The organism is Burkholderia cenocepacia, from assembly GCF_014211915.1.
Taxonomy (GTDB): domain Bacteria; phylum Pseudomonadota; class Gammaproteobacteria; order Burkholderiales; family Burkholderiaceae; genus Burkholderia; species Burkholderia orbicola.
This window is the reverse complement of record NZ_CP060040.1, coordinates 1,970,468-1,997,011: the sequence shown is the minus strand read 5'-3', so window position 1 is coordinate 1,997,011 and position 26,544 is coordinate 1,970,468. Positions and strand designations below refer to the sequence as shown.

The 26,544-nt window shown below is 66.5% G+C and carries 26 protein-coding genes and 1 pseudogene; 16 read left to right on the top strand and 11 right to left on the bottom strand.

The genetic code is table 11. From position 1 onward, the window contains the following. Positions 1 to 32: 32 nt before the first annotated feature. The 4 genes from dkgB to SY91_RS25315 form a co-directional block, all read right to left on the bottom strand. The gene (gene dkgB / locus SY91_RS25330) at positions 33 to 839 is read right to left on the bottom strand and encodes a 2,5-didehydrogluconate reductase DkgB (RefSeq protein ID WP_043887292.1); all 807 of its coding nucleotides are present in this window, start codon (positions 837 to 839) and stop codon (positions 33 to 35) included. A gap of 151 nt (positions 840 to 990) precedes the next feature. Then, positions 991 to 1,941 (bottom strand): LLM class oxidoreductase, encoded by a 951-nt coding sequence (locus tag SY91_RS25325; RefSeq protein WP_023475791.1) that lies wholly within the window; start codon positions 1,939 to 1,941, stop codon positions 991 to 993. A 16-nt stretch (positions 1,942 to 1,957) separates the two neighbouring features. Continuing rightward, positions 1,958 to 2,281, bottom strand: a complete 324-nt coding sequence (locus tag SY91_RS25320; protein WP_006480403.1) for a MoaF-related domain-containing protein — start codon at positions 2,279 to 2,281, stop codon at positions 1,958 to 1,960. Between the two features lie 28 nt (positions 2,282 to 2,309). Then, complete coding sequence (locus SY91_RS25315; protein WP_023475790.1) at positions 2,310 to 3,512, bottom strand: MFS transporter; 1,203 nt, start codon at positions 3,510 to 3,512, stop codon at positions 2,310 to 2,312. A gap of 101 nt (positions 3,513 to 3,613) precedes the next feature. Between SY91_RS25315 and SY91_RS25310 the strand changes: the two genes are divergently transcribed. Then, positions 3,614 to 4,555: a LysR family transcriptional regulator gene (locus SY91_RS25310; RefSeq protein WP_006480405.1), complete on the top strand. Its 942-nt coding sequence runs from the start codon at positions 3,614 to 3,616 to the stop codon at positions 4,553 to 4,555. 71 nt (positions 4,556 to 4,626) lie between these two features. Here SY91_RS25310 and zwf read toward each other — a convergent pair whose 3' ends face one another. After that, positions 4,627 to 6,102, bottom strand: coding sequence for a glucose-6-phosphate dehydrogenase (gene zwf, locus SY91_RS25305; RefSeq protein WP_023475789.1), 1,476 nt, complete (start codon positions 6,100 to 6,102; stop codon positions 4,627 to 4,629). Between the two features lie 203 nt (positions 6,103 to 6,305). On the opposite strand from zwf, the gene SY91_RS25300 reads away from it, so the two are divergent. Beyond that, positions 6,306 to 6,884, top strand: a complete 579-nt coding sequence (locus tag SY91_RS25300; RefSeq protein WP_023475788.1) for a TetR/AcrR family transcriptional regulator — start codon at positions 6,306 to 6,308, stop codon at positions 6,882 to 6,884. A gap of 152 nt (positions 6,885 to 7,036) precedes the next feature. Then, the gene (locus SY91_RS25295) at positions 7,037 to 7,912 is read left to right on the top strand and encodes an SDR family NAD(P)-dependent oxidoreductase (protein ID WP_023475787.1); all 876 of its coding nucleotides are present in this window, start codon (positions 7,037 to 7,039) and stop codon (positions 7,910 to 7,912) included. A gap of 27 nt (positions 7,913 to 7,939) precedes the next feature. Here the strand turns inward: SY91_RS25295 and SY91_RS25290 are convergent, their stop codons facing one another. The 5 genes from SY91_RS25290 to SY91_RS25270 form a co-directional block, all read right to left on the bottom strand. Then, positions 7,940 to 8,257 (bottom strand): hypothetical protein, encoded by a 318-nt coding sequence (locus tag SY91_RS25290; protein WP_260632440.1) that lies wholly within the window; start codon positions 8,255 to 8,257, stop codon positions 7,940 to 7,942. Between the two features lie 59 nt (positions 8,258 to 8,316). Further along, positions 8,317 to 8,895 (bottom strand): peroxidase-related enzyme, encoded by a 579-nt coding sequence (locus tag SY91_RS25285; RefSeq protein WP_011549018.1) that lies wholly within the window; start codon positions 8,893 to 8,895, stop codon positions 8,317 to 8,319. A 33-nt stretch (positions 8,896 to 8,928) separates the two neighbouring features. Further along, positions 8,929 to 9,912: an MDR family oxidoreductase gene (locus SY91_RS25280; protein ID WP_023475785.1), complete on the bottom strand. Its 984-nt coding sequence runs from the start codon at positions 9,910 to 9,912 to the stop codon at positions 8,929 to 8,931. 45 nt (positions 9,913 to 9,957) lie between these two features. Then, a complete protein-coding gene (locus SY91_RS25275) occupies positions 9,958 to 10,596 on the bottom strand; it encodes a TetR/AcrR family transcriptional regulator (protein WP_006480412.1) in 639 nt (212 codons plus the stop codon). Between the two features lie 203 nt (positions 10,597 to 10,799). Next, on the bottom strand, positions 10,800 to 11,510 hold the full coding sequence (locus SY91_RS25270; protein ID WP_006480413.1) for an IclR family transcriptional regulator: 711 nt from the start codon (positions 11,508 to 11,510) through the stop codon (positions 10,800 to 10,802). A 165-nt stretch (positions 11,511 to 11,675) separates the two neighbouring features. Here SY91_RS25270 and SY91_RS25265 point away from each other — a divergent pair, with 165 nt between their 5' ends. The 11 genes from SY91_RS25265 to SY91_RS25215 all read left to right on the top strand — a co-directional run bounded on the left by SY91_RS25265 (position 11,676) and on the right by SY91_RS25215 (position 23,362). Continuing rightward, positions 11,676 to 12,374 (top strand): demethylmenaquinone methyltransferase, encoded by a 699-nt coding sequence (locus SY91_RS25265; protein WP_023475784.1) that lies wholly within the window; start codon positions 11,676 to 11,678, stop codon positions 12,372 to 12,374. After that, positions 12,374 to 13,321, top strand: a complete 948-nt coding sequence (locus tag SY91_RS25260; RefSeq protein ID WP_023475783.1) for an NAD(P)-dependent oxidoreductase — start codon at positions 12,374 to 12,376, stop codon at positions 13,319 to 13,321. Before SY91_RS25265 ends, SY91_RS25260 begins: the two co-directional genes overlap by 1 nt. A 21-nt stretch (positions 13,322 to 13,342) precedes the next feature. After that, on the top strand, positions 13,343 to 14,284 hold the full coding sequence (locus SY91_RS25255; protein ID WP_023475782.1) for an SMP-30/gluconolactonase/LRE family protein: 942 nt from the start codon (positions 13,343 to 13,345) through the stop codon (positions 14,282 to 14,284). An 86-nt stretch (positions 14,285 to 14,370) separates the two neighbouring features. Then, on the top strand, positions 14,371 to 15,750 hold the full coding sequence (locus tag SY91_RS25250) for an MFS transporter (RefSeq protein WP_023475781.1): 1,380 nt from the start codon (positions 14,371 to 14,373) through the stop codon (positions 15,748 to 15,750). 49 nt (positions 15,751 to 15,799) lie between these two features. Further along, complete coding sequence (locus tag SY91_RS25245; RefSeq protein ID WP_023475780.1) at positions 15,800 to 16,951, top strand: porin; 1,152 nt, start codon at positions 15,800 to 15,802, stop codon at positions 16,949 to 16,951. A gap of 10 nt (positions 16,952 to 16,961) precedes the next feature. Beyond that, the gene (locus SY91_RS25240; RefSeq protein WP_023475779.1) at positions 16,962 to 18,008 is read left to right on the top strand and encodes an amidohydrolase family protein; all 1,047 of its coding nucleotides are present in this window, start codon (positions 16,962 to 16,964) and stop codon (positions 18,006 to 18,008) included. After that, positions 18,005 to 19,285 (top strand): MFS transporter, encoded by a 1,281-nt coding sequence (locus SY91_RS25235; protein ID WP_023475778.1) that lies wholly within the window; start codon positions 18,005 to 18,007, stop codon positions 19,283 to 19,285. The genes SY91_RS25240 and SY91_RS25235 overlap by 4 nt, the downstream gene beginning before the upstream one ends. Continuing rightward, on the top strand, positions 19,282 to 20,520 hold the full coding sequence (locus tag SY91_RS25230; RefSeq protein ID WP_023475777.1) for an MFS transporter: 1,239 nt from the start codon (positions 19,282 to 19,284) through the stop codon (positions 20,518 to 20,520). The genes SY91_RS25235 and SY91_RS25230 overlap by 4 nt, the downstream gene beginning before the upstream one ends. An 11-nt stretch (positions 20,521 to 20,531) precedes the next feature. After that, on the top strand, positions 20,532 to 21,854 hold the full coding sequence (locus SY91_RS25225) for an MFS transporter (RefSeq protein ID WP_023475776.1): 1,323 nt from the start codon (positions 20,532 to 20,534) through the stop codon (positions 21,852 to 21,854). A gap of 2 nt (positions 21,855 to 21,856) precedes the next feature. After that, a complete protein-coding gene (locus SY91_RS25220) occupies positions 21,857 to 22,789 on the top strand; it encodes an amidohydrolase family protein (RefSeq protein WP_023475775.1) in 933 nt (310 codons plus the stop codon). Positions 22,790 to 22,966: 177 nt separating this feature from the next. Continuing rightward, the gene (locus tag SY91_RS25215; RefSeq protein ID WP_034175119.1) at positions 22,967 to 23,362 is read left to right on the top strand and encodes a tautomerase family protein; all 396 of its coding nucleotides are present in this window, start codon (positions 22,967 to 22,969) and stop codon (positions 23,360 to 23,362) included. A gap of 127 nt (positions 23,363 to 23,489) precedes the next feature. Here SY91_RS25215 and SY91_RS25210 read toward each other — a convergent pair. Continuing rightward, a pseudogene (locus tag SY91_RS25210) lies at positions 23,490 to 24,450 on the bottom strand (GlxA family transcriptional regulator). Positions 24,451 to 24,764: 314 nt separating this feature from the next. Between SY91_RS25210 and SY91_RS25205 the strand changes: the two are divergent. Together SY91_RS25205 and SY91_RS25200 are read left to right on the top strand one after the other, a co-directional pair. Continuing rightward, positions 24,765 to 25,574 carry an SDR family NAD(P)-dependent oxidoreductase gene (locus tag SY91_RS25205; RefSeq protein WP_023475773.1) on the top strand — a complete coding sequence of 270 codons (810 nt, stop codon included), beginning with the start codon at positions 24,765 to 24,767 and terminating at the stop codon, positions 25,572 to 25,574. Next, positions 25,555 to 26,475 (top strand): type 1 glutamine amidotransferase domain-containing protein, encoded by a 921-nt coding sequence (locus SY91_RS25200; RefSeq protein ID WP_229278325.1) that lies wholly within the window; start codon positions 25,555 to 25,557, stop codon positions 26,473 to 26,475. Before SY91_RS25205 ends, SY91_RS25200 begins: the two co-directional genes overlap by 20 nt. The last annotated feature ends 69 nt before the right edge of the window (positions 26,476 to 26,544 follow it).

The window sequence follows — 26,544 nt, the reverse complement described above, 5'->3', positions numbered from 1 at the left end:
GATAGGTCATATCGGATGAAGCCGCCGCGTGCTCAGTCCCACTTCGGCGCGAGGCCGGCCGGGTCGACTTCGCGGCCGTTGCGTTCGAGCGCGGCGATCTGCGCCATGTCTTCGTCGGTCAGGCGCAGCGTCTGCGCGAGCAGGTTGCTCGCGAGGTTCTCGCGCTTGGTCGACGACGGAATCACCGAGTAGCCGAGCTGCAGCGCCCACGCGAGTGCCACTTGCGCCGGCGTCGCGTCGTGACGCTGCGCGATCGCGCCGATCACCGGGTCGCCGAGCACCTTGCCGTACGCGAGCGTCATGTACGACGTCACGTGGATGCCTTCGGCGTTCAGGAACTCGACCAGCTTGCGGTTCTGCAGGTACGGGCTCAGCTCGATCTGGTTCGTCGCGATCGCATCCTTGCCGACCGCCGCGATCGCTTCCTTCGTCAGTGCGATGTTGAAGTTCGAGATGCCGATCTGGCGCGTGAGGCCCTTCGCCTTCGCATCGGCCAGCGCGGTCATGAACGCGTCGATCGACACGCCGTTGCCCGGCGCCGGCCAGTGGATCAGCGTCAGGTCGACGACGTCGGTGCGCAGCTTGCGCAGGCTTTCCTCGAGGCTGGCCGCCAGCTTCTCCGGCGCGTAGTTGTCGACCCAGATCTTCGTCGTGAGGAACAGGTCCTCGCGGCGCACGCCCGATGCGGCGATCGCTTCGCCGACTTCGGCTTCGTTGCCGTAGATCTGCGCGGTGTCGATCGCGCGGTAGCCGACTTCGAGGCCGTTGCGGACCGAGTCGATGACGACCTGGCCTTGCAGGCGGAAGGTACCGAGGCCGAATGCGGGAATCTTGCTCATCATGTGCTCCTGAAAGAGGGGGAACGATTGCGGTATGGACGTCATTCTGGCGCTTGAGACTGATGAAATAAACGCCTGTAGAGGTCAAATATATTTGATTTGAAATCAAATATTGGCCGGCAATTCGCCTATTGGAAGACGCTCGTCGGCCTTATGCGGCGAGCGTCTGCGGAGTCGTTTTCGGATGGAACGCGGGCAGCACGTCCGCTGCGATTTCGGCCATCGTCTCGTCGAGCGGCCGCCGGTTGCGGCGGAAATGCAGGCCGATGTGCCGCACGCCCGCGTCGCGTATCGCCGCGAGTTCCTCCGTCAGCGCGATGCGCCCCGCGCGGGCGCCGAAGCGGTGCCGCTGCAGCGGTTCGTGCGGATCTTCCGCGAGGTCGAGGTGGATGAAGCTGACGTACGGCTTGTCGCCCGCCACCGCCCGCCAGTTCGCGGCGCGCTGCAGATGGTCGGCCGGCGTGCCCGGATACGCGAGGCAGCCGTCCATGTGTTCGCCGATCCACGCGGGCGTCTGCTGCGCGAGGCCCGCGACGAGCAGCGGCACCGGCGAGCGGGCGGCGGGCAGCACTTCCAGGCCGGGCGGCAGATGTCCGCGCGCGCCGTCGCGCAGCAGCGCGATCTGGTCGCGGAAGTTCGCGCCGCGCGACGCGAAGTCGCGGCCGAACAGCGGATATTCGACCGGCCGGTCGCCGCTCGCGACGCCGAGCAGCAGGCGCCCGCCGCTCAGTTCCTGGATCGTCGCGGCCGATTTCAGCGTCAGCAGCGGCTCGCGCAGCGGCAGCACGACGGCTGCGGTGCCGAGCAGGATGTCGCGCGTGATGCCGGCGAGGTAGCCGAGATACGAGAACGTTTCGAACACCTGAGCGGCGTCGCCGAACGACGGGTCGTACACCGGCACGTCGCGCACCCAGAGCGCGCGAAAGCCGAGCGTGTCGGCCAGTTGCGCGAGCTCCGCGTGGATTTCCAGGTCGGGCTCGCCGGGGTGGCGGCCGTCATGCCGGCGTTTCGCGTTGCCGGACGGGGTCCAGTCGTTGTCGAGCGGCAGTTCGATGCCGATGCTGAAGCCGCCGGCGGCGAGCTTGTCGAGGGAGGGGGACATGATCGGGTTGCTCCGTTCAGACCGCGCGCAGGCTGCCGTCGAGCCGGTAGAAATCGAGCGACGACGCGGTGAAGAACGAGCGCGACGTGCCGGCGGCGAAATCGTCGATGTGCACGACGGTGGCGCGATCGGCTTCCTGCCACGAGATCGCGTAGGTCTCGCCGGCGACGGGCTGCCACGTGTATTCGACTTCGCCCTTCGCGCCCGCGTACGGGCCTTCGGTGATCTCGTAGCGCATGTGGCGGCCGTCCTCGTCGTACGCGTTGAGCGCGGTGAGGCCGTCGTAACGGACTTCGAAAGTCTTGCCGGCGAACGGCGGACGTTGGGTCGATGCGTTCATGCTGGTGGCTCCTGTGAAAAGGTGACGTTCAATGGGCGAGTTCGACGGGTTCGGCCGTGCGTGCCGGCAGGCCCTGACGGCTGTCGAGACGGCCGCTCAATGCGGTGAGCGCAAACGCGCCGAGCGTGACGACGGCGGCGATCCACGGCGTGTGGCCGAGGCCGACGTTCGCGACGATCAGGCCGCCGAGCGACGAGCCGCCGGCCACGCCGAGGTTGAAGGCGGCGATATTGAAGCCCGATGCGACGTCGGTGGCGTCCGGCGCGAAGTGGCGCGCCTGCTTGACGACGTACACCTGCAGCCCCGGCACGTTGCCGAACGCCACGGCGCCCCACGCGAGCATCGTCAGCACCGCGAGCCATTTCACGTGGATCGTGAAGGTCAGCGCGAGCAGCACGATCGCGAGCAGCAGGAAGATCCGCTTGAGCGCCTTCACGGGGCCGACGGCGTCCGCGAGCTTGCCGCCCCACACGTTGCCGACCGCGACCGACACGCCGTAGCCGACGAGCACGAGGCTGACCTGCGACGGCGTGAAGCCAGCGATCTGTTCGAGCAGCGGCGCCATATAGGTGAACGCGATCAGCGAGCCGCCGTAACCGACGGCCGTCATCGCATAGACGAGCAGCAGGCGCGGCTGGGCCAGCACGCGCAGCTGGCGGGCGAGCGGCGCGGGCGGCGTCTGCGGCAGTCCGCGCGGCACGAACGCGACGGCGCCGAGGAACGCGATGAGGCCAAACAGCGCGACGATCAGGAACGTCGCGCGCCAGCCGAAGTGCTGGCCGATGAAGGTGCCGAGCGGAATGCCGGCGACGAACGCGACGGTCATCCCGCTGAACATCGTCGCGATCGCGCTGGCGGCCTTGTCCTTCGGCACGAGCGTGGTCGCGATGATCGAGCCGACCGAGAAGAACACGCCGTGCGCGAGGCCGGTGAGGATGCGCGCGACGATCAGCGATTCGTAGCCGGGCGCCTGCCATGCGACGAGGTTGCCGACGGTGAAGAGCGCCATCAGCCCGGCGAGCAGCGCCTTGCGCGGCACGCGGCCGGTGAGCGCGGTGAGGAGCGGCGCGCCGATCGCGACGCTCAGCGCGTACAGGCTGACGAGCAGGCCGGCGGACGGCAGGCTGACGCCGAGGTCGGCGCCGATCGTCGGGATCAGGCCGACGATCACGAATTCGGTGGTGCCGATGGCAAAGGCGCTGATGGTCAGCGCAAGCAACGCGAGTGGCATGACGGGATCCGGGTTTCAGTAGGAATGGATCGCAGTGTGCCGGCTTTACTTTTGCTGAAAAACTGGTCTATAAACCAAATTGTTTTGATTTCAAATCAACAATGAAGATCACCCTCGACGAACTCCAGGCCTTTGCCGCCGTGGTCGACACCGGTTCGATCACCGCCGCCGCCCAGCAGCTCGACCTCACCGTGTCGGCGACGAGCCGCACGCTCGCGCGGCTCGAGGAGAAGCTGAAGACCACGCTGCTGCGCCGGACCACCCGCCGGCTCGAATTGACGGAAGAAGGGCGCGCATTTCTGCAGAACGCGCGCGCGATCATCGAATCGGTCGAGACCGCGGAAGAGCAGATGCTCGCGCGGCGTGAGATGCCGTCCGGGCGCCTGCGCGTCGACGCCGCGACGCCGTTCATGCTGCACGTGATCGTGCCGCTCGTGCGCGGCTACCGCGAACGCTTCCCGAAGGTCGAGCTGGAGCTGAACAGCAACGAGGGCATCATCGATCTGCTGGAGCGGCGCACCGACGTCGCGATCCGGATCGGCCGGTTGAAGGATTCGACGCTGCACAGCCGGCGCATCGGCAACAGCCGGGTGCGCATCCTGGCAAGCCCCGACTACATCGAAGCGCATGGCCAGCCGCGCAAGGTCGAGGATCTCGACAAGCACACGCTGCTCGGCTTCACGCAGCCCGAATCGCTGAACGTATGGCCGATCCTCGGCACGGACGGCGAAGCGTACCGCATCGAGCCGGACGTGTATTCGTCGAGCGGCGAAACGCTGCGGCAGCTTGCGCTGGAGGGCACGGGCGTCGTCTGCCTGTCGGATTTCGTGACCGCGCAGGATCGCGACGCGGGGCGGCTGGTGCAGGTGCTGGCGCGCCACACGCTCGACGTCCAGCAGCCGATTCACGCGGTGTACTACCGCAATACCGCGATCTCGTCGCGGATCGCGTCGTTCGTCGACTACCTGATCGAGGTGCTGGGCGGCGGCAGCGGCGGCGATGCGCCGGCGCGGCGCAAGGCCGCGTGGATGGAGCCGCAGTAGCGGCGCAGCGCAGGCGGCGCTGCCCCTTCGGGAGCGGGCGTGCCGCATGGCGGCACCCCGTCGTGCTGCGATTACGCCTCTTCGGCCCACGACATCCCGTCGCGCGCGAGCAGCGCCGACGAAGCCGCGGGGCCGAACGTGCCGGCCGTGTACAGGCGCGGCCGGTCGCCGAGCTGCTTCCAGCCGTCGAGGATCGGCTCGACCCACGACCACGCGGCTTCGAGCTCGTCGCGGCGCATGAAGTGCGTGAGGCGGCCGCGGATCACGTCGATCAGCAGCCGTTCGTACGCTTCCGCGCGCCGTTCCGGAATCGCCTGCTGCAGATCGAGGTTCAGGCTCACCGGCACCATGTTCATGCCGCTGCCCGGCTCCTTCGCGAGCATCTGCAGCTGGATCGATTCTTCCGGCTGGAGCTGGATCACGAGGCGGTTGCCGTAATTGCGCGGGCCGGTCGGGATGATCGAGAACGGCATGTCCGCGAATTCGATCACGATTTCCGACTGGCGGCGCTGTAGCCGCTTGCCGGTGCGCAGGAAGAACGGCACGTTCGCCCAGCGCCAGTTGTTGATGTGCGCGCGCAGCGCGACGAAGGTTTCCGCGCGGCTGTCCGCCGGCACGTTGTCTTCCTCGAGATAGCCCTTGACCGGCTGGCCGTCGACCGCGCCGGCCGTGTACTGGCCGCGCACAGTGTCGCGCGCGACGTCCGACAGCGACATCGGCCGCAGCGAGCGCAGCACCTTCAGCTTCTCGTCGCGCACCGCGTCCGGGTCGAGCGACACCGGCGGCTCCATCGCGACGATGCACAGCAGTTGCAGCAGGTGGTTCTGCACCATGTCGCGCAGCGCGCCGGTATGGTCATAGAAACCCGCGCGGCTGCCGACGCCGACCGTTTCCGCAACGGTGATCTGCACGCTGCGGATGTTCGGCGCCTGCCACAGCGGCCCGAAGATCGGGTTGCCGAAGCGCAGCACCATCAGGTTCTGTACGGTTTCCTTGCCGAGATAGTGGTCGATCCGGTAGATCTGCGATTCCTCGAAGTGCTTGCCGACCGCGTCGTTGATCGCCTTCGCGGACGCGAGATCGTGGCCCAGCGGCTTTTCGAGGACGACGCGCGAGTGCGCGTCGACGAGGTGCGCGGCCGACAGGTTGTCGCAGATCGTCGTGAACAGCTCCGGCGACGTCGACAGGTAGAACACGCGCACGGCGTCGCTACGCGCCGCTGCGGCGAGGCGCAGATAGTCGTCCGGCGCGTTCACGTCGATCAGCACGTACTTGAACAGGTCGAGGAAGCGGCTCCACGCGTCGGCGTCGAACGCCTTCTCGTCGATGAACGGGCGCGACTGCTCGTCCATGAACTTGCGATAGCCGTCGATGCCCCAGTCGCGGCGGCCGACGGCGATGATGCGCGTCTCGGGCGGAAGATTGCAGTGCAGGTGCGCCATGTACAGCGCGGGCAACAGCTTGCGGGCGGCCAGGTCGCCGCCGCCGCCGAAGATGATCATGTCGACGGGCCGGTCGGCCGCCGTCTGGGAAGGCTGATTCGTCATGGGAGGTTCGCGGTTTGAAACGGTGAACGTGAAACGAACGTCGAGGGCAATGAGGCGCCGTATGCTCGGGCGCCGGTACGGCAAAACGCAATAGTGCACCGTTTTGATGGTTTGCGTATGCGTTCCCCCCGGATGTAACAGGGCTTGCGTTCCGGATACCGGGTTGATTATGATTGAGCGCTCACTCATTAAAGGAATCGAACGTGGCCCGACCGCGCAGTCCCGACAAGCACGACGCCATCCTCGCCGCGGCCGCGCGTGCGCTCGCCGAGGACGGCGCGAGCGCGACGACCGCGCGTATCGCGAAGCTCGCCGGCGTGGCGGAAGGCACGGTGTTCACGTACTTCGAGACCAAGGATGCGTTGCTGAACGCGCTGTACCTGAGCCTGAAGGCCGGCCTGCGCGAGGCGATGATGACCGGGTTTCCGGAACACGCGCCGGCCGAGCAGGCGGTGCGGCATGCGTGGAATGGCTACGTGTCGTGGGGCGTCGCGAATCCGGACGGGCGGCGCGCGCTGCAGCAGCTCGGCGTGAGCGGCCGCATCGACGACGCGCATCGGGCAGCCGGCGCGGAAGGTTTCGGCGGGATCGGCTCGCTGCTGCGTGAACAGGTTGCCGCGTCGGGCGGCCTGAACCGCGACGAGGCCCATGCATTCTGCTCGGCGTTGTTCACGTCGATCGCGGAAACCGCGATGGAGTCGATCGCACGCGATCCAGCGCGGGCCGACGCATACCGGGAAGCGGGATTTCGCGCGATGTGGGCCGTGTTGCACACGGTGTGAGTCAGGGATGGCCGTCGTGGCGGCGTGTGCCGCGACGACGGGCAGGGCGTTTCAGGCAGGGCGATGCAGGTCATGAACGATCGATACGTCGCCCATATTAATGAGTGAGTAATCAGTCATTTCATCGTTTCACCACGATCAAGGAGTGGAAAATGTCGAAAGTCTGGTTGGTAACGGGGGCCGCGCGCGGCCTCGGGCGAGCGATTTCGGAAGCGGTGCTGGCGGCGGGCGACCGGCTGGTGGCGGGCGCCCGCGATCCGGCGCGACTGGCCGATCTGGCCGAACGGTATGGCGACCGGCTGCTGCCGGTCGAACTCGACGTCACCGACGAAGCGGCGGCCGCGCAGGCCGTCGCGGCGGCACGCGCGGCGTTCGGCCGCATCGACGTGCTGGTGAACAACGCGGGCTACGGCCACACGGCGCCGTTCGAGCAGATGAGCGCCGACGCTTTCCGCGACCAGATCGAAACGAACCTGTTCGGCGTGATCAACCTCACGCGCGCGGTGCTGCCGACGATGCGCGCGCAACGCGCGGGGCACATCTTCCAGGTGTCGTCGGTCGGCGGGCGCACGTCGACGCCCGGATTGTCCGCGTATCAGGCCGCGAAGTGGGCGGTCGGCGGGTTCAGTGACGTGCTCGCGAAGGAAGCGGCACCGTTCGGCGTGCGCGTGTGCACGCTCGAGCCGGGCGGGATGCGTACCGAATGGGCCGCGCAGGCGAAGCGCGGCGTCGACGATCTGCTGCCCGACTATCAGCCGTCGGTCGGCAAGATTCTCGACCTGCTCGGTGCGTATGGCGGCCACGAGATCGGCGACCCCGCACGCATCGCGGCGCTGATCGTCGACCTGTCGCGCCGCGACGACGTGCCGCTGCGTTTGCTGCTCGGCGGCGATGCGCTGTTCGTCTGCGAGCAGGCGGAGCGGCAGCGTGCGGAAGAGGCGGCGCGGTGGCGGGACGCCACGCTGTCGACGCAGTTTCCGGATGCGAAGCTGCCGGACGGGCTCGATGCGTTGAAGGTGATCGAGTAACGGCGGCCGGCAGCATGGCCGCTGCGTTCAGCGTGCGCCGTGCTGCCGCTGCGCGACTTTCTCCCATGCCTCGCTGGCGGCGTCGATCGCTTCGATGATCGGCGACGGGTTCCACGCGCCGGGATTCCACACCGCGACGATCGAATGGACGAGGCTGCCGTGCCTGACCTCCGTGTCGATGCGCGTGACGGACGGCCAGCAGTTATCGTCGAAATGCGTCGGCAGGAAGCCCCAGCCATGCCCGTGCTGGAGCAGGTGACGCACCGTTTCGAGTTCGTTCGCGTACACGAGCCGGTCCGAAACCTGCAGCAGTTGCGCGAACTGCGTGCTCAGCGACCGGTGCATTACCACTTGCGGCTTCGCGGCGCGCGCGGGGACCTTGACCGGCGACACGTCCGGCGCTCTCAGCGCCCCAGCGCGTAAAACGCCGCGTTGGGCCGCATGTTGGTCACGTTCGCGATGCGGTTGGACATTCCGAAGAAGGCCGAGATCGCCGCGATGTCCCAGATGTCGTCCTCGGTGAAGCCGTGCGTCTTCAGCGTGTCGAAGTCCGGCTCGCCCACTTGATGCGCGGCCTGCGACACCTTCATCGCGAAGTCCAGCATCGCCTTCTGCCGGGCGGTGATGTCGGCCTTGCGGTAGTTGGTGGCGACCTGGTCGGCGATCAGCGGGTCCTTCGCGCGAATCCTCAGGATCGCCCCGTGCGCGATCACGCAGTACTGACACTGGTTCGCGGCGCTGGTGGCCACGACGATCATTTCGCGTTCGGCCTTGCTGAGATTGCCCGGCTTGTCCATCAGCGCGTCGTGGTACGCCATGAACGCGCGAAACTCGTCCGGGCGATGCGCGAGGGTGAGGAACACGTTCGGGATGAAGCCCGATTTCTCCTGGACGGCCGCGATGCGTGCGCGAATGTCGTCGGGCAGGTCTTCGAGCGCCGGCACCGGAAAGCGGCTGACGGGCGCGTTGTCTGAAGCGGTCATGACGTCTCCTCGATAAAGCGGCACGAATGGCGATCACGCGTTCACGTCGACGACGATGCGGCCGCGCACCTTGCCGTCGATCAGTTCCGCGGCCAGCGGGATGACCTCGCTCAGGCCGACCCGACGGCCGATGGCGCCCAGCTGCTCGACGTCGAGGTCGGACGCGAGCCGGCGCCAGGCCTCCAGCCGTTCGGCGCGCGGGCACATCACGCTGTCGATCCCGACGAGCGTGACGCCGCGCAGGATGAACGGCGCGACGGTCGCGGGGAAATCCATGCCGGCGGCGAGGCCGCAGGCCGTCACCACGCCGCGGTAGCGCGTGGTCGCGCACACGTTGGCGAGGACGTGGCTGCCGGCCACGTCGACGGCGCCCGCCCAGCGTTCCTTGCCGAGCGGCTTGCCGGGTGCGCTGAATTGAGCGCGATCCAGGATCTCCGCCGCGCCGAGTTGCCGCAAGTAGTCGGCATCGGCCGGGCGGCCCGTCACGGCGACGACGCGATACCCGAGCCGCGCGAGGAGGGCCGTCGCGACGCTGCCCACGCCGCCGGCCGCGCCCGTCACCACGATCTCGCCGTCGCCAGCGCGCACGCCGTGCCGTTCCAGCGCCATCACGCACAGCATCGCCGTGTAGCCGGCCGTGCCGATGGCCATCGCCTGTTGCGGCGAAAACGCGGACGGCAGCGGCACCAGCCAGTCGCCGTCGACCCGCGCCTTCTGCGCGAGGCCGCCCCAGTGCGTTTCGCCGACGCCCCAGCCGTTGAGCACGACCTGATCGCCGGCGCGGTAATCCGGGTGCGTGCTCGCTTCGACTTCGCCGACCAGATCGATGCCCGGCACCATCGGGAACTTGCGCACGACCGGGCTCTTGCCGGTGATCGCCAGCCCGTCCTTGTAGTTCAGCGTCGAATAGCTCACGCGGATCGTCACGTTGCCGGCGGGCAACTGCGCGTCGTCCAGCGTGTGCAGCCGTGCGTGCTGGCCGGTTTCGTCCTTGTCGATCACGATGCCCTGGAACATGCGTCCTCCTTTCTAGACCGATCGTCTAATTAATCGTAAAAAAATTCAGCGGCGAGGCAATCCATTGAAGAAAAACTGCGCGAACAGCGCGAGCGGCCCGTCGCTGCGTTCGAGCTTCGCGCGCAGCACTGCGCCTTCCCAGCCGATCCAGAAGAACGCGGCCAGCGCGGCGGGGTCGGCGGACTCCGCCAGCTCACCCGCCTGCTGCGCGGCGCCCAGGCATTCGGCCAGACGGCGTTGCCAATCTTCGAACGTGGCGCGCAGACGGGCGCGGAAGCTTTCCGGCAGCGTGCCCATTTCCTGGCCGAGGTTGCCGATCAGGCAGCCGCGGTTGTACGCATGGCGGGCCATGCCCTCGCGGGCGTCGTCGACGAACGCGCGCACGCGCGCCAGCGGCGAGCGTTCCAGCTGGCTGAAATGGCGGTCGAGCTTGCGGGCGAAGAACTCGGCGTAGCGGTCGATCAGTTCGAGACCGAACGCTTCCTTGCTGTCGAAGTAGTGATAGAAGGAGCCTTTCGGCACGCCGGCGCGCCCGAGGATCTCGTCGAGCCCGGTGGCGGAAAAGCCCTTTTCGGTGAGGATCTCGAGCCCGGTGCGCAGCAGCATGTCGCGCGTGGCGACGAGGTCGTCGTGCTGTTTGGGTGGCCTGCCGCGGCGGCGCGGCGGATCGGTTCGAGCGTCCATGGCGGAATAATAGACCGTTCGTCTCGAAAATCAAGGGCCCGCGTGCCGAGCCGATTGGACAGGCCGATTGGGCGGGCCGTCGCGTCGGTGCGGCGACGCATGCGTTGCGCTCCCGGGGGCCGGGCGGGGCATGGTGCGAACGTGTCCGCGGTCAGGCGACGAACGGTTCGTCGACCTGAACCACGCCTTGGTCAAAGCGGCGATCAGGTGCCGTACAGACTCTCGCAGAGCGCGACACTCGCGCCCAGCTTCCGCGATAGATCGGCGGCCGCATCCAGCTGCGGTCGATCCAGTTCACCCGATTCGTGCGCGACGCTGAGGCGCGACGCTGGACCGGACAGCGTCAGCGCCGCCATGAACTTGTCGCCGGCGCCGAAGATCGGCACCGCGAACGCTGCGGTGTGCACATCGCGTGCACCCGCGGTGAAGAGGGGCAGTGCGGGCGGCTTGTCATAGATCGGTTCGCCGAGACCCCAGAAACGGATCACCTGGCTGATGGCCGTGTCGTCGAGCGGCAGCATCGTGCCCGCGAGCCGCGTTTCACGCAGGCCTTCGGACGGCTCGACCCGAAACAGGCAAAGCCGCTGCCCGTTGTCGTGCACGTAGTACGATGCGCTTTCCTTCGTCAGCGCGGCCAGCGCATGCAGCGCCGGTTCGACCACCGTGGACAGATGGAAGGACTGCTCGTACAGCTTGCCGAGGTACAGCACGCGGTGCCCAAGCGAATAGTTGCCGGACTGCGCGCGCACGACATAGCCCATTCGCTCCAGCGAGTTCATCAGCCGATAGACCGTCGTCTTGTGCATGCCGGAGGCTTGCGACAGCGTCGCGAGCGACTGCGATTCGGCGCCCGGCTTGAAGCAGTCCAGCAGCGAAAGCGCCTTTTCCACGGCAACCACGCCGTCATTTCCCATTCCTTCTCTCCCGTCGACTCACAACAGGGATTGTACAGAGTAAAACACTGGTTTACCACGTAAAAGGGTAAACGCCAGTGCCCTGGTATGGGTTGTCTCGTTATAGTGATTTCACTATGTACACCAGTGTTGTACAGAGTACAACGCACAACCCGAGGTCGAGTCATGAGCAAGCCATCCGTCAGCACTTCTCCGATCAATCGCGACATCGAACGCATCTCGCCGGAACTCGTTCAGGCGGCCGCGCGTTACCAGGCCGCGATCCTCGCCGACGTCGCGGGCCGCCGCGGCACGGTGCATGGCCGCGTGCGGCCGCTGTCGCCGAAGATGAAGGTCGCCGGCCCCGCAGTCACGGTCGAAGTCCGTCCGGGCGACAACCTGGCGATCCATGCGGCGCTCGCCGTCGCGAAGCCGGGCGACGTCGTCGTGGTCGACGGCAAGGGCGACATCTCGTGCGCGCTGCTCGGCGAAATCATGGCGGCGCAGGCGAAGGCGAGCGGCATCGCCGGCATCGTCATCGACGGCGCGGTGCGCGACGCGCACGAACTGGCCAACGGCGACTACCCGATCTTCTCGGCCGGCCTCAATCCGTGCGGCCCGACCAAAAGCATCGCGGGGCGCGTGAATGCGCCGATCTCGCTGGGCGGCACGACGGTGAATCCGGGCGACCTGGTGGTCGGCGACGCAGACGGCGTCGTCGTTGTTCCCCGCGCCGACGTCGCGCGCATCGTCGATCTCGCGCAGAAAAAACTGGACTTCGAAACCGCGCGTATCGCGGCGATCCACAAGGGCGACCTTCGTCCGGGCTGGATCGAGAAGGAGCTGCGTGCAGCCGGCATGCTGGCCGAAGGCGAGGCACTGTGATGCGGATCGCTTCGCACAGGCCCGTGGTCCTCGTGACCGCCGCCGACCTTGCGCCGCAAGCGCTCGAGATGCTTGCGCAGTTCGACGTCGTGTTCGCCGGCAAGCAACCGACCGAAGGCGACATCGTGGCGCTCTGCACCCGGCACAAGCCGGTCGCGATCATCGTCCGGTACGGCAAGATCAACGCCCGCATCATGGACGCCGCCGAGCACCTGCAGGTGATTTCGAAGCACGGCAGCGGCATCGACGTGATCGATCAGGACGCGGCTGCCGCACGCGGTATCGCGGTGCGCGCCGCGGTCGGCGCGAATGCGGCCGCCGTCGCCGAGCACGCATGGGCGCTGCTGCTCGCGTGCGCGAAGTCGGTTCCGCAGCTCGATATCCGCATGCGCGAGGGCCATTGGGACAAGGCGACGCACAAGTCCGTCGAACTCGACGGGCGCACGCTCGGCCTCGTCGGACTCGGCGCGATCGGCCGGCGCGTGGCCGCGATCGGCGCGGCGTTCGGCATGAAGGTGCTCGCGTTCGATCCGTTCGCGAAGGAAGCGCCGGTCGGTGTGAAGCGCGTGGCGCTCGACACGCTGTACGCGGAGTCGGACGTCGTGTCGCTGCATTGTCCGTTGACGGCCGACAACCGCCGGATGCTCAACCGCGACACGTTCGCGCGTTTCAAGCGCGGAGCGATTCTCGTCAATACCGCACGCGGTGGCTTGATCGACGAAGCCGCGCTTGCCGACGCGCTGGCGAGCGGCCAATTGCGCGCGGCGGGCCTCGACAGCTTCGATGTCGAGCCGATGACGGTGCCGCACCCGTTCCAGCAGATTCCCAACGTGATTCTGTCTCCGCATGTCGGCGGCGTGAGCGATGCCGCGTACGTGAACATGGGGAAGGGCGCGGCCGCCAACGTTCTCGCGGTGCTCGACGAACGCGCGCACAGCGCGGCTTGAACCCTGGACATCGAGGTACGCATGTTTTATCTGACGAGTCCCGACGTGCGCGAAGCCGAAGTATTCACGCGCATGCCGGAGAAGTTTCGCAAGCCGGACGTCCGCACGGAATGGGCGCGCGCGAATCGCGGCGGCATGGTCACCGATTCCTTTCTCGAAGGGCCGGTGTGGGATCCGGACGGCTATCTGTTCGTCACCGACATTCCGCACGGGCGCATCTTCCGCATTTCGCCGTCGGGCGACTGGGATCTCGTCGTCGAATACGACGGCGAGCCCAACGGGATGAAGCGCTTCGACGCATCGCACCTGATCATCACCGATTACCGGAACGGCCTGATGCTGCTCGATATCGAGCGCGGTGAAATTCGCCCGCATCTCGAGCGCCGCAACACCGAACGCTTCAAGGGCGTGAACGACCTGACGTTCGACTCGGCCGGCAACCTCTATTTCACCGACCAGGGGCAGACCGGGCTGCACGATCCGACGGGCCGCGTGTATCGGCTGTCGCCCGACGGCAAGCTCGACATGCTGCTCGACACCTGCCCGAGCCCGAACGGGCTCGTCCTGTCGCGCGACGAGAAGGTGCTGTTCGTCGCGATGACGCGCGGCAATGCCGTGTGGCGCATGCCGTTGCAGGCCGACGGGTCGGTCAGCAAGGTCAGCCAGTTCTTTACCTCCTACGGAGCGAGCGGCCCCGACGGCCTCACCGTCGATCTCGAAGGCCGCCTGTTCGTCGCGAATCCGGGGCTCGGCCGCGTGTGGGTGCTCGACCATTGCGCGGAGCCCGTCGAGATCCTGACCGGGCCGAAAGGGGCGTCGCTCACGAGCGTGTGCTTCGGCGGCCCGGACATGAAGACGCTCTTCATCACCGAATCGACGTCCGGTTCCGTCCTGAAAGCGGACATGAGTATTGCCGGAGCGCTGCCGAAACAGGCAGCGAAACGGGCAGTGAAGCAGGACTGAGACCCACGAGCCGGGAAGCCGCGCATCGGCTTCCCGCCCGCATGCCGAAAGATCGCGCCGCCAGCCGCGCGACGAAGGAGACAAGCATGACCATTTCGCACGCGCTGCGTGCCGGCGACGATGCACCGCGCGCCGACGCGCCGTCCTCGGCGCAGCTTGCCGGCGACGATTACGCGGCCAGCGAGCGCACGCTCGCCAGGGCGTTCCGGCGCATTCTGCCGTTCATCTTCGTCTGCTACGTGATCAGCTATCTCGACAGGACCAACGTCGGTTTCGCCGCGCTCACGATGAACAAGAATCTCGGTCTGACGGCCGAGCAGTTCGGTGTCGGCGCCGGCCTCTTCTTCATCGGCTATTTCCTGTTCGAGATTCCGAGCAACCTGATCATGCAGAAGGTCGGGGCGCGCGTATGGATCGCGAGAATCATGATCACGTGGGGCCTGTTCTCGATGGCGACGGCATTCGTCGTCGGACCGAAGAGCTTTGCGGCCGCGCGTTTTCTGCTCGGGCTCGCCGAGGCGGGGTTCACGCCCGGCATCTACCTGTATTTCACGCACTGGTTTCCCGGCAAGTGGCGCGCGAAGGTGACGGCCGCCTTTCTCGTCGGCATTCCCGTCGCGAACATGGTCGGCTCGCCGATTTCGGGCGCGCTGCTCGAACTCGGCGGCCTGCATGGGCTGCGCAGCTGGCAGTGGCTGCTGCTGATCGAAGGCGTCCCTGCGGTGATGCTCGGCATCGCGTGCCTGTTCGTGCTGGCCGACCGTCCCGAGAAAGCCGCGTGGCTCAGTGACGAAGAAAAGGCGTCGCTCGCGAAGCGCCTCGCGTTCGAGCAGCGCGACATCGGCGCGAAGCACGGCAGCACACTGCGCGACGCGATGACGAACTGGCGCGTGTTCGTGCTCGCGTTCGTCAACTTCTGCGGGATCGTCGGCTCGCTCGGCGTCGGCTTGTGGATGCCGCAGATCATCAGGCAGTTCGGCGTCGAACACGCGGTGGTCGGCTGGCTGACGGCCATTCCGTATGCGATCGGCGCCGGTGCGATGCTCTGGTGGGCGCGTCTCGCCAATCGCGCGGCCAACCGTATTCCGTATGTCGCCGGTGCGCTCGCACTCGCCGCGGCGGCGTTGTGTGCGAGCGCCTTCATTCATGCGCCGGTTTTCAAGCTGATCGCATTGTGCGTCACGGTGAGCGGAATCCTCGCGTTCCAGGCGACTTACTGGGCCATCCCGTCGGGATTCCTCACCGGCCGGGCCGCCGCGGGAGGACTCGCGCTGATCGTGTCGGTCGGCAATCTCGGCGGCTTCGTCGGGCCGTCGATGATCGGTGCGCTCAAGCAATTCTCGGGCGGCTTCACCGCGCCGCTCATCGCCGTGTCGGGTGTGCTGCTGCTCGGCGCGTTGACCATCGCATGGCTCGGCGATCCGGGCTCGGGCGCCGGCGAAGCGCCTGTCACCCGCGAGGCGTGAATTTTCTTTCGCCAGAACACCCACCCACAAAAAACAGTTTGGAAACTTCATGTTGTCGAATCAGGCCAGCCAGCATTCCCGCCCGAAACCCCGCTTCATGCTCGGCGCCGTCACCGTCGCGAGCGCGGCCTCGTGGTGCGCTGCCGCGCATGCGCAAAGCAGCGTCACGCTGTACGGCATTGCCGATGTCGGCGTCGAACACATCAACAATACGAATACCGGCGGCGCGCAGACGCGCGAAGCGTCGGGCAATCTGTCCGGTTCGCGCTGGGGACTGAAGGGCGTCGAGGATCTCGGCGGCGGCATGAAGGCCATTTTCCAGCTGGAAAACGGCTTCAACATCAATGACGGCACGACCGCGCAGTCGACGAAAGGTCTCGGTTCGAACGCCGCCACGACGTCGCGGATTTTCGGCCGGCAGGCGTGGGTCGGGCTGGCGTACCGGGGTCAGCAACTGACGTTCGGCCGCCAGAACGCGCTCTTTTACGAACAGGCCGTGGCCTTCGACCCGATGGGCGCGTCGTCGCGATACTCGGTGCTGTCGGTCGACTACGCGGCGGCCGCGCGCATCGACAACTCGGTGAAGTACACCGGCGTGTTCGGCCCACTGACGGCACAGGCCATGTATAGCACCCGCTACGACACCGGGTACGGCGCCGAGGTGCCGGGCGCGCAACTCACTGGCCGCTTCTTCAGCGGGGCGCTGACTTTCTCGCAAGGGCCGCTCGCCGCGAGCGTGTCGTACGAGCAGCGCAACAGCAACACCGTCGCGACCAACACGGGCACCGAGCGGCGCGCCACGGCCGCCGCGTCGTATGCGATCGGACCGGTGAAGGGATTCGCCGGTTATCGCTACCTTCGTGCGTCGAATGCGTTCCTGCCGGCGAACCCGATCCGTGTCGCGAACGGCGCCGAAGCCAGCGCGGCAAACCTGTACTGGGCCGGCGCGCAATACGCGGTGTCGCCCGCGTTCGTGGTCACGGCGACGGCCTATTACCAGGACGTGCATTCGACCAGTGCCGACCCGTGGCTCGCCGTGCTCTGTGCGGACTATCTGCTGTCGAAGCGCACCGATATCTATGCGACGGCGGGTTTCGCGCGCAACAAGGGCGGCTCCGCGCTCGGCGTGAACGGCTATGGCACGGTCGCGCCCGATCACAACCAGACGGGCGTGGTGATCGGCATGCGCCAGAAGTTCTGAGGCGAGTGCGATGCAGACCGTTCACGCGCCCCATCTGCCGGTCAGGCCCGAGTGGCTCGCATTGCGCGACGAGCCGGTGCTCGAACCCGAACTCGCCATCGTCGACGCCCATCACCACCTGTGGGACCGCCAGACCGGGCGCTATCTCGCGGACGAGTTCGGCGCGGACGTGCGCAGCGGGCATCGGGTCGTGTCGACGGTCTATGTGCAGTGTCGATCGATGTTGCGCGCAAGCGGGCCGGAGGCGTTCAAGCCGGTGGGCGAAGTGGCATTCGCGAGCGGCGTCGCCGCGATGTTCGACAGCGGTGCATACGGCCCCGCGCGATGCTGCGAGGCCATCGTCGGCGGTGCCGATCTGTCGCTCGGCGCGGAACTCGAGGCGGTGCTCGACACGATGCTGCAGGTGTCCGGCGGGCAATTGCGCGGCATCCGCAATCCGCTCGCATGGCATGCGAGCCCCGACGTGCGGTCGAGCCCGGTGACGCCGCCGCGCGACCGGATGTCGGAGCAGGCTTTCCGGCAGGGCGTGACGACGCTCGGCCGCTACGGACTGTCGCTCGACGCGTGGGTCTATCACACGCAGCTCGACGACCTGTACGAACTCGCGCGCGCGTCCGAGGACGTCATCGTCGTCATCGACCACTTTGGCGGCCCTGTCGGGGTGGGGCCGCATGCCGGCCGGCGTGCCGAAGTGCATGCGCAGTGGAAACGGCAACTCGCGCGTCTCGCCGTGCTGCCGAACACGCGCATGAAGCTCGGCGGCGCGGGCATGACCGTGTTCGGTTTCGATTTCGCCGCGCGTGAGTTGCCGCCGTCGTCGCAGGAACTGGCGGCCGCGTGGCAGCCGTATTTCGACACCTGCGTCGAGCTTTTCGGCGTCGATCGCTGCATGTTCGAAAGCAACTTCCCCGTCGACAAGGGGATGTTCGGCTATCGCGTGCTGTGGAACGCCTTCAAACGACTCGCGTCCGCGATGTCGGCCGATGAAAAGGCCGCGCTGTTCAGCCGGACGGCCGCCTCGACGTATCGCATCGCGAATCCCGGAGACAACCCATGAAGACGACTGCAACCGTGGCGACGCAGGAGATGGAAGCCGCCGCCGCGGAAAAAGGGCTCACGCGCGTGACCGGTATCGAGTGGCGTGCGCTGTCGCTCGCGGGGCTCGGCTGGACGTTCGAGAGCTACGACTCGTTCCTGCTGTCGCTGCTGCTGCCGACGCTCGCGCTGCAGTTCGGGCTGAACAAGGCGCAGCTCGGCATGTTCACGAGCGTCACGGCGGCCGGACAGATCATCGGCGGCATTCTGTTCGGCTTCGTGTCGGACCGGATCGGGCGCGTGCGCACCGCGCTGCTCTGCGTCGGCATCTACTCGCTGTTTTCCGGCCTGATCGCATTTGCGCCCGATGCGCACGCGTTCGCCACGTTGCGCTTTTTCGGCGCGCTCGGCATGGGCGGAACCTGGACCGCCGGCGCGGCGCTCATCGCGGAGACCTGGCATCCGGGCCGGCGCGGCAAGGGCGGCGCGCTGATGCAGATGGGCTTGCCGATCGGCGCGATTCTCGCGATCGCGATCTCGGGCATCGTCGGCGCCACGCATGGCGGATTGGGCGGCGACAGCTGGCGTTTGCTGTTCCTGATCGGTGCTTCGCCGTTCTTCATTCTGTTCTGGGTCGCGCGCAAGACGCCGGAGTCGCCGATCTGGCTCGAACGCCGGCACGCGAAGTCGCAGGCCCGCAAGCCCGATACCGCCGGTCACGAGAAGCTGAACGTGCGCGGCCTGCTCACCGCCTTCTGCTTCATCTTCTTTCTGCAGTATCTCTATTGGGGTGTATTCACGTGGACGCCGACGTTCCTGATCACGGTGAAGCACCTCGACTTCGTGCATAGCCTGAAGTTCGTGCTGGCGTTGCAGTTCGGCGCGATCACCGGGTTCCTGCTGTTCTCGGCGTGGGTCGACCGGCTCGGCCGGCGGCCGATGTTCCTGGCCTACCTGCTGGTCGGCGCGCTGGCCGTCGGCGTGTATATCGTGTCGGCGAATCCGTTGCTGCTGATGACCGCGATCTTTCTGACCGGCTTCAGCGTGAACGGGATCTTCGCGGGTGCCGGCCCGTTCCTCGCGGAGATCATCGGCAACACGGCATCGCGCGGCTTCTTCATGGGTCTCGCATACAACGGCGGCCGGCTCGGCGGCTTCATCGCGCCGTTGATCATCGGTGCGCTGGCGTCGACGTCGGGCGGCTTCGTGCTCGGGCTCGCGACGACGATCGTCGCGTTCGTCGCCGCGGCCGCGGTCGTGCTGTTCGCGCCCGAAACGCGCGGGAAGGCGCTGTCATGAACGTGGCGACGCAAGCGGGGTGGGTGAACAGGCTGTTTCCCGCGCTGACGGAGGCATCGCTGCGGCGCTACCTGAGCGGGCAGGTCGCGTCGGTGCTCGGCAGCTGGACGCAGAACGTCACGCTGAATCTTCTGATCTATCACCTGTCCGGCTCGGCGGCGATCCTCGCGCTGCTCAACTTCCTGCTGTATGGGCCGCAGTTGATCGTCGCACCGGTGGCGGGCTCCCGCATCGGCTCGGCCAACGCGCGCCGCGTGACGCTCTGCGTGCTGACGACGTCGCTGCTGCTGACGGGCAGCCTCTTCACGTTGTCGCTGCTCGGCCTGCTCGGCGTGAAGCTGATCCTCGCGCATGCGCTGGCGATCGGCGTGTCGAGCGCGGTGGAAACGCCGGCGCGGCAGGTGCTGCTGCTGACGAGCCTGCAGGATGCGACGCACACGTCCAACGCGGTCGCGATGAACACGATGGTCTACAACGTCGGGCGCATGGTCGGCCCGACCATCGCCGGCTTCGTCTATCCGACGCTGGGCCCCAGGACGTCGTTTGCGATCTATGCGCTCGCGCTGTGCTTCATGGCGGCGTGCGTGCGGTCGATCCGGACCGCGACGGTGGACCGCCCGTCGCGCACGGAAAGCGGCCTGCGCGACGCGGTCGGCTACGTGCTGTCGGATGCGTTCTCGGCCCGCTATCTGCCGATTCTCGCGTGCATCGGCTTGTTTGCCGGCAGCTACCAGACGCTCGTGCCGCTGCTCGCGGACCAGGGTTTTCACGACGCGGCGCGCTTTACCGGCGTGTTCTTCGCGTGCGCCGGCGCCGGCTCGTTGAGCGCGGCGGTGCTGCTGTCGTCGGCGTTCGGGCCGCGCGCGTCGCGCCGGTTCATCGCCTATGCACCGTGGACGGCAGTCGGCGCGCTGGCCGTGCTGGCCGCGACGACCGATGCCGCGGGTTCGATTCCCGCGTTCTATGCGCTCGGCTTCAGCCTCACGTTCGCGGCCACGTCGACGAACGCGACGATTCAGCGGCAGTGTCCGGAACACGTGCGCGGCGGGCTCGTCGGGATGTACGGCATGGCCTACAACGGCACGATGCCGTTCGGTTACCTGCTCGTCGGCAGCGCATCGGAGGCGCTCGGCGTGCGACACACCTTCGCCGCCATGGCCGCCGTGCTGGCGTGCGGCGTCGTGGCGGTCATCGCGTGGCAACGGTTCACAGGAACGCGCTCAGGCGCACAATAAACGGAGACAACATGCAAGCCGGTTTCATGGAAGCGTCCGCGATCGAGCGCCGGACCATACGAAAGGTCGTCTGGCGACTCATTCCCTTCTTGATGATCTGCTACCTGCTTGCCTTCATCGACCGGGGCAACGTGGGGATGGCGTCGCTGCAGATGAACCACGACCTCGGGATGTCGGCGCAGGTCTTCGGTTTCGGCAGCAGCCTGTTCTTCATTTCATACTTCTTTTTCGAAGTGCCGAGCAATCTCGCGCTGCAGAAATACGGCGCGCGGATCTGGATCGCGCGGATCATGATCACGTGGGGCATCGTGTCGGCGGCGACCGCGCTCGTGCACAACGCGACGACGTTCTACGTGCTGCGTTTCCTGCTGGGCGCGGCCGAGGCCGGCTTCTTCCCGGGCGTGCTGCTTTATCTGTCGTACTGGATTCCCGCGCAGTACCGGGCGCGGATCGTCGCGACGTTCATGGTCGCGATTCCGGCCGCGAGCTTCATCGGCTCGCCGATCTCCGCGCTGCTGTTGCAGATGGACGGTGTCTGGGGCCTGCGCGGCTGGCACTGGCTGTTCATCCTCGAAGGCATTCCCACGGTGCTGCTCGGCATCGCGTGCCTGTTCATGCTGACGAACAAGCCGGAGAACGCGAGGTGGCTCGACGACGACGAGCGCGCGTGGCTCTCGAACGCGCTGGCCGCCGGCCACAAGACACGCAAGAAGGTGCCATCGCTGCCGCTTGCGCAGCTGTTCCGCAACCGCTACGTGCTGTGCCTCGCGCTCGTCGACACGTGTGCTTCCGCGGCAGGCAGCACGCTGTCCGTGTGGCAGCCGCAGTTGCTGAAGTCGTTCGGCTTGACCGTCATGGAAACCGGCCTGCTGAACTCGGTGCCGTACGCGGTGGCCTCGATCCTGATGGTCTACTGGGGCCGGCGCTCGGACCGCGTCGGCGAACGTCGCTGGCACACGGTCGTGCCGATGCTGCTGATCGGCGTGGGCCTGTTCGCGACGTCGCTGAGCGGATCGCTGCTGCCCACGGTCTGCATGCTCTGTGCGGTGCTGGTCGGTGCGTATTCGTTCAAGGGCCCGTTCTGGGCGCTCGCGACCGACATGCTGTCCAACAGTACCGTGGCGGCCGGGCTCGCGACGGTCAACGCGATTGCGAACCTGCTCGGCGGCGGGCTGATGGTGAACGTGTACGGGTGGGTGAAGGCGGCGACGGGCAGCTACGCGCTCGCCTTGATGCCGCTCGCGATCCTCACGCTCGTGAGCGTCGCGACGCTGCTGCTGCTCACGCGCAATCATGCGGCCGGCAAGCTGGTCGGCAAGACGGGGACCATCTGATCATGGCGCGCATCGCGAGACGCGGGTTCCTCCGGATCGCCGGCGCGACGCTGGCTTCGGCTGCATTGCCGAGGCTGGCCGCGGCCGACGAAACGTGGTCGAGCGGCACCGAACGGCCGGCGTTCCGGTTGCCCGACGGGGCGATCGACTGTCACATGCACATCTACGACGACCGGTTTCCGGTCGCGCCGGGCACGACGCTGCGCCCGCCGAATGCGACCGTCGCGCAATACCGGAGCGTGCAGGCGCGGATCGGCGTGAAGCGCAACGTGGTCGTGACGCCGTCGACGTACGGGACGGACAATCGCTGCACGCTGGCGGCGATCGCGCAGTTCGGCGCCGACGCGCGTGGCGTCGCCGTGGTCGACGGCACCGTGAGCGACGACGAACTTCGGGCGCTCGATCGCGGCGGCATCCGTGCGATCCGGTTCAACCTCAGCTATCCGGGCGCGACGACGCTCGACATGCTGGCACCGCTCGCCGCGCGCGTCGCGAACCTCGGATGGCACATCGAGCTGGTGGTGCAGGGCGCGCGGCTGCCGGAGCTGGAGCCGCATCTTGCAGCGCTGCCTTGCCCGCTCGTCATCGACCATATCGCGCATGTGCCGCAGCCCGGCGGGCTGTCGTCGGCCGCGTTTCGTACCGCGCAACGCCTCGTGGAAAAGGGCCATACGTGGATCACGTTGTCGGGGCCGTACGTCGACAGCAAGACGGGCGCGCCCGCCTACGACGACGTCGCGCCGGTCGCGAAGGCGCTGATCGACATGGCGCCGGAGCGCATGCTGTGGGGCACCGATTGGCCGCACCCGACGCAGAAGACGGACAAGCCGGACGACGCAAGCTTGCTGGACGTGATCGCCGGGTGGATCGGGCGTCCGGACTGGCAGCAGCGGATATTCGTCACGAACCCGGCGAAGTTGTACGGATTTGCATAGCGCGGGGAGGATGCCGCGAGAATCCTCTGCGAACAGGCGTCGTTTTTGAACCAGTGTCCGGAATCGTGGCTTATTCGACATGGTGAGGGCGGCGAGCCGGGTGCCAGAATCGGCTGGCGGCATCTGGACAGGCCGATGCCGCACGCGTTCGATCAATCACCCGGAATCCTGAATACCATGCCCTATCTGCAACTGGACGTGAACGACCACTATTCGGTGGAAACCAAGCAATTGCTCGCCGCCAAAATGAGCGAGACCTATGCGCGGATGATGTCGGTCGATATTCGGCGTATCAGCGTCGCGATCCGCGAGCTGGGGCAAGGCGGTGTCTGGCGTATTGCCGAGGTCGGCGAAGCGCCTGTCCCGGTCGCCGTGATGATGCTGGATATCCGCCGGGGCCGCCCGCCCGGGCAGCGCATGGAAGTGGCGCAGGCACTTTGCGCGCATTGCGTGGAGATTCTCGGCTTGCGCGAGGATCGGCTCAATGTCGAATTCACGCAGCATTCCGGCGATGAAATGTACCACCCGGCGCTTGGCGGCTATAGCCCGGAGTGGTCTTCCGGCGAGCAGTAGATTTTTCGCCTGGATTGCTGGCTGCTTGCAGCCCTGGCGCTTCAATGACGGAAACCCACTCGTCATTCTCGATGGGCGAAGCGAGCGCTTACGGTTTTGGCAAGCAAGACTGCGCGTACCTGCCCGCCTATTGGTTCAACAAGCCCTGCTTCATGAGCGGCGCAACCCCGGAGGCGCGCTGGATGGTCTGCGGGGGTTGCCCAAACGCGCGCAGAAATGCCTGGCGCATGCGCTCGCGGTCGCCGAATCCGGTTTCTCTCGCAATGATTTCGATCGGATGGCGCGTCGTTTCCATCATCAGGCGGGCGGCTTCGACGCGCAGCCGCTCAACCGCCTTCGCGGGGGATTGCCCCGTCTCCTCCCGGAACACGCGGCTGAATTGGCGCGGGCTCAAACGTGCCGCCTCTGCCAGGCGCTCCACCGACAGATCGCTCGCCAGGTTTTCGCTCGCGTAGGTCAGCGCCATTTGCACGCGGTCCGATCGCGCGTTCAGTTCCAGCAAGGTCGAGAATTGCGACTGGCCGCCGCCGCGCCGTTGGTACAGCACGAGCTTGCGCGCGACCATGCGCGCCGTTTCCAGCCCGAAGTCGCTTTCGACGATCGCTAGGGCAAGATCCGGCGCTCATGCCGGCCGAAGTCCAGACCTGACCGTCCACGACGAAGATGCGATCTTCGTCGAGCTGCACGTTCGGATATTGTTTCTTGAAGTCCCGCGCGTGATACCAGTGCGTCGTCGCCCGTTTCCCGTCGAGGAGCCCGGCGGCCGCGAGGACGAAGGCTCCCGTGCATATCGACGCAATACGCCGAGAGTGGAAGGGCGCGCGATGCAGGAAGTCCACCAGCGTCGCCGATGGAAGCCGGCATTCGTTGTCGCCGGCGACGATCAGCGTGTCATATCCCGCTTTGGCCAGCGGTTCGGTGTTGACCGAAAAACCCTGCGACGACATGACCGCGCCGCCGTGCTCGGACACGATCCGGAACTGGTACACCTCCTCGCCGCGGAGCAGATTCGCGTACTCGAACACGCTCGCCACCGCGAGCGCGAGCGACTGGAAATTTGGGTAAACAACGAGCCCTACCGTGTGCATGACGTCCGCCATGTGCGTGTCCCGATCAATTGAATCTAGCATAAAACGGACATCGTCACGGGCTGCGGCGGCGTGTCATCAGATGGCCTTGCGCGCGGCCGCCTTCGGGAAGCAAGACGCCGGGCGGAACCCACTACAGAACCGATTTTGGGTAATCGGGCGCCTGTTCCAAAGGACGAATCCGCAAGGTTTCCGGTCAGCATGCGGATGGCATAAATCATTGCATATATGACATTGAGGATGGATTCGGTCGAAGCCAGAATTCGTTCCACGAACCGACACCCGGTCGGTTCGATTCACGGAAAGGAAAAATCATGACCACTTCCACGCAAGGCACCGCGCTGATCACCGGCGCATCGGCTGGCATCGGTGCCATTTACGCAGACCGCCTCGCGAAACGCGGCTACGACCTCGTCCTGGTGGCGCGTAACCAGGACCGTCTGAGCGCGCTCGCGCGCCGCCTCAGGGCCGAAACCGGCCGCTCGGTCGAGACCGTCGCCGCCGATATGAACGACAAGGTCGCGCTCGCGAAGATCGAAGGCATCCTGCGTGAGAACAGCACCATCACGATGCTGGTGAACAACGCGGGAATCGGCTCGGTCGCGTCGATTCTCAACGGTGACGTCGACACGATGGAATCGATGATCAATCTGAACATCACCGCGCTCACCCGTCTGACTTACGCCGTCGCACCGGTGTTCGCCAGCAAGGGCACGGGAACCATCATCAACATCAGCTCGGTCGTTGGTATTGCGGTTGAACTGCTCAATGGCGTGTACAGCGCGTCGAAGTCGTACGTTCTGAGCTTCGGTCACGCCCTTCAGCGCGACCTGGCGGACAAGGGCGTGCGCGTGCAGACCGTGCTGCCTGCAGCGACGGCGACCGAGTTCTGGGATGTGGCCGGCTATGCGAAGCAGAAGGAGGCCGCCAGCACGATGACGGCCGACGACTTGGTGGATGCCGCGCTTGCGGGCCTCGATCAGGGCGAGCTCGTGACGATCCCGACGCTGCACGACGGCGACGGCTGGACGCAATGGGAAGCGGCGCGCCGCGCACTCACGCCCCAATTCGCCAACGCCAAGGCCGCTCCGCGCTACGTGGTGGATGCCGGGACCGGCGCTTGAACCGGCTCACTCAATTTTTCGGAAGGTATTGATGATGAACATCCTCAAGATCGGTGCTGCCGCACTCGCCACGGCGACCGCGTTTGCATTGCCGGTGGGCGCGTCGGCGCAGTCGCGCGGCAAGGTGCTGGTTGTCATGTCGAGCGCTCACGCGCTCGATTTGCGCGACGGCAGGAAATATTCGACGGGTTATTACCTCAACGAATTCGTCGTGCCGTACCGCAAGCTTGTCGAGGCTGGCTACGAGCCGGTGATCGCCAATCCGAACGGCGACATGCCGGTGATGGACGCGAACTCGAACAACAAGCTGTTTTTCGGCGGCGACGATGCAGCGCGCGCGGATGCACTGAAATACGCGCAAGGTATCGCGCAACTGAAGCATCCGAAGACGCTGGCCTCCGTCGTCTCGGAGGGGACCGGCGGTTATGTCGGCCTGTTTATCCCCGGCGGCCACGCGCCGATGGTCGACCTGCTCAAGGACCGGAATCTCGGCAAGATCCTGGTCAGCTTCCACGACAGCGGGCGCCCTACCGGGATCATCTGTCACGGGCCGATCGTGTTGCTGTCCATGCTGCGCGACCCGAATGCCTTCGTTGCATCGATGGCCGCCAACGACGGCAACGCGAATGCCTTCGCGGCTGGCTGGCCGTATGCCGGTTACCGGATGACTGTCTTCTCGACGGGCGAGGAGCAGCAGCTCGAAGGTCCGAGCGGGCTCGGCGGCAACGTGCAGTTCTATCCGGTGAACGCGTTGGCCGAAGCCGGCGCTCACGTCGACACGGTGGCGAACTGGCACAGCAACGTGGTCGTCGATCGCGAACTGATCACGGGGCAGCAGCCAATGTCGGCGCCTGAATTCGGCGATGTCCTCGTGGCGAAACTGAAGGCCCGTACGAACTGAGTTCGTCTGCGATGGCGGCGGCCGCGCGTATCGCGAACCTCGGATGGCACATCGAGCGGGTGGTGCAGG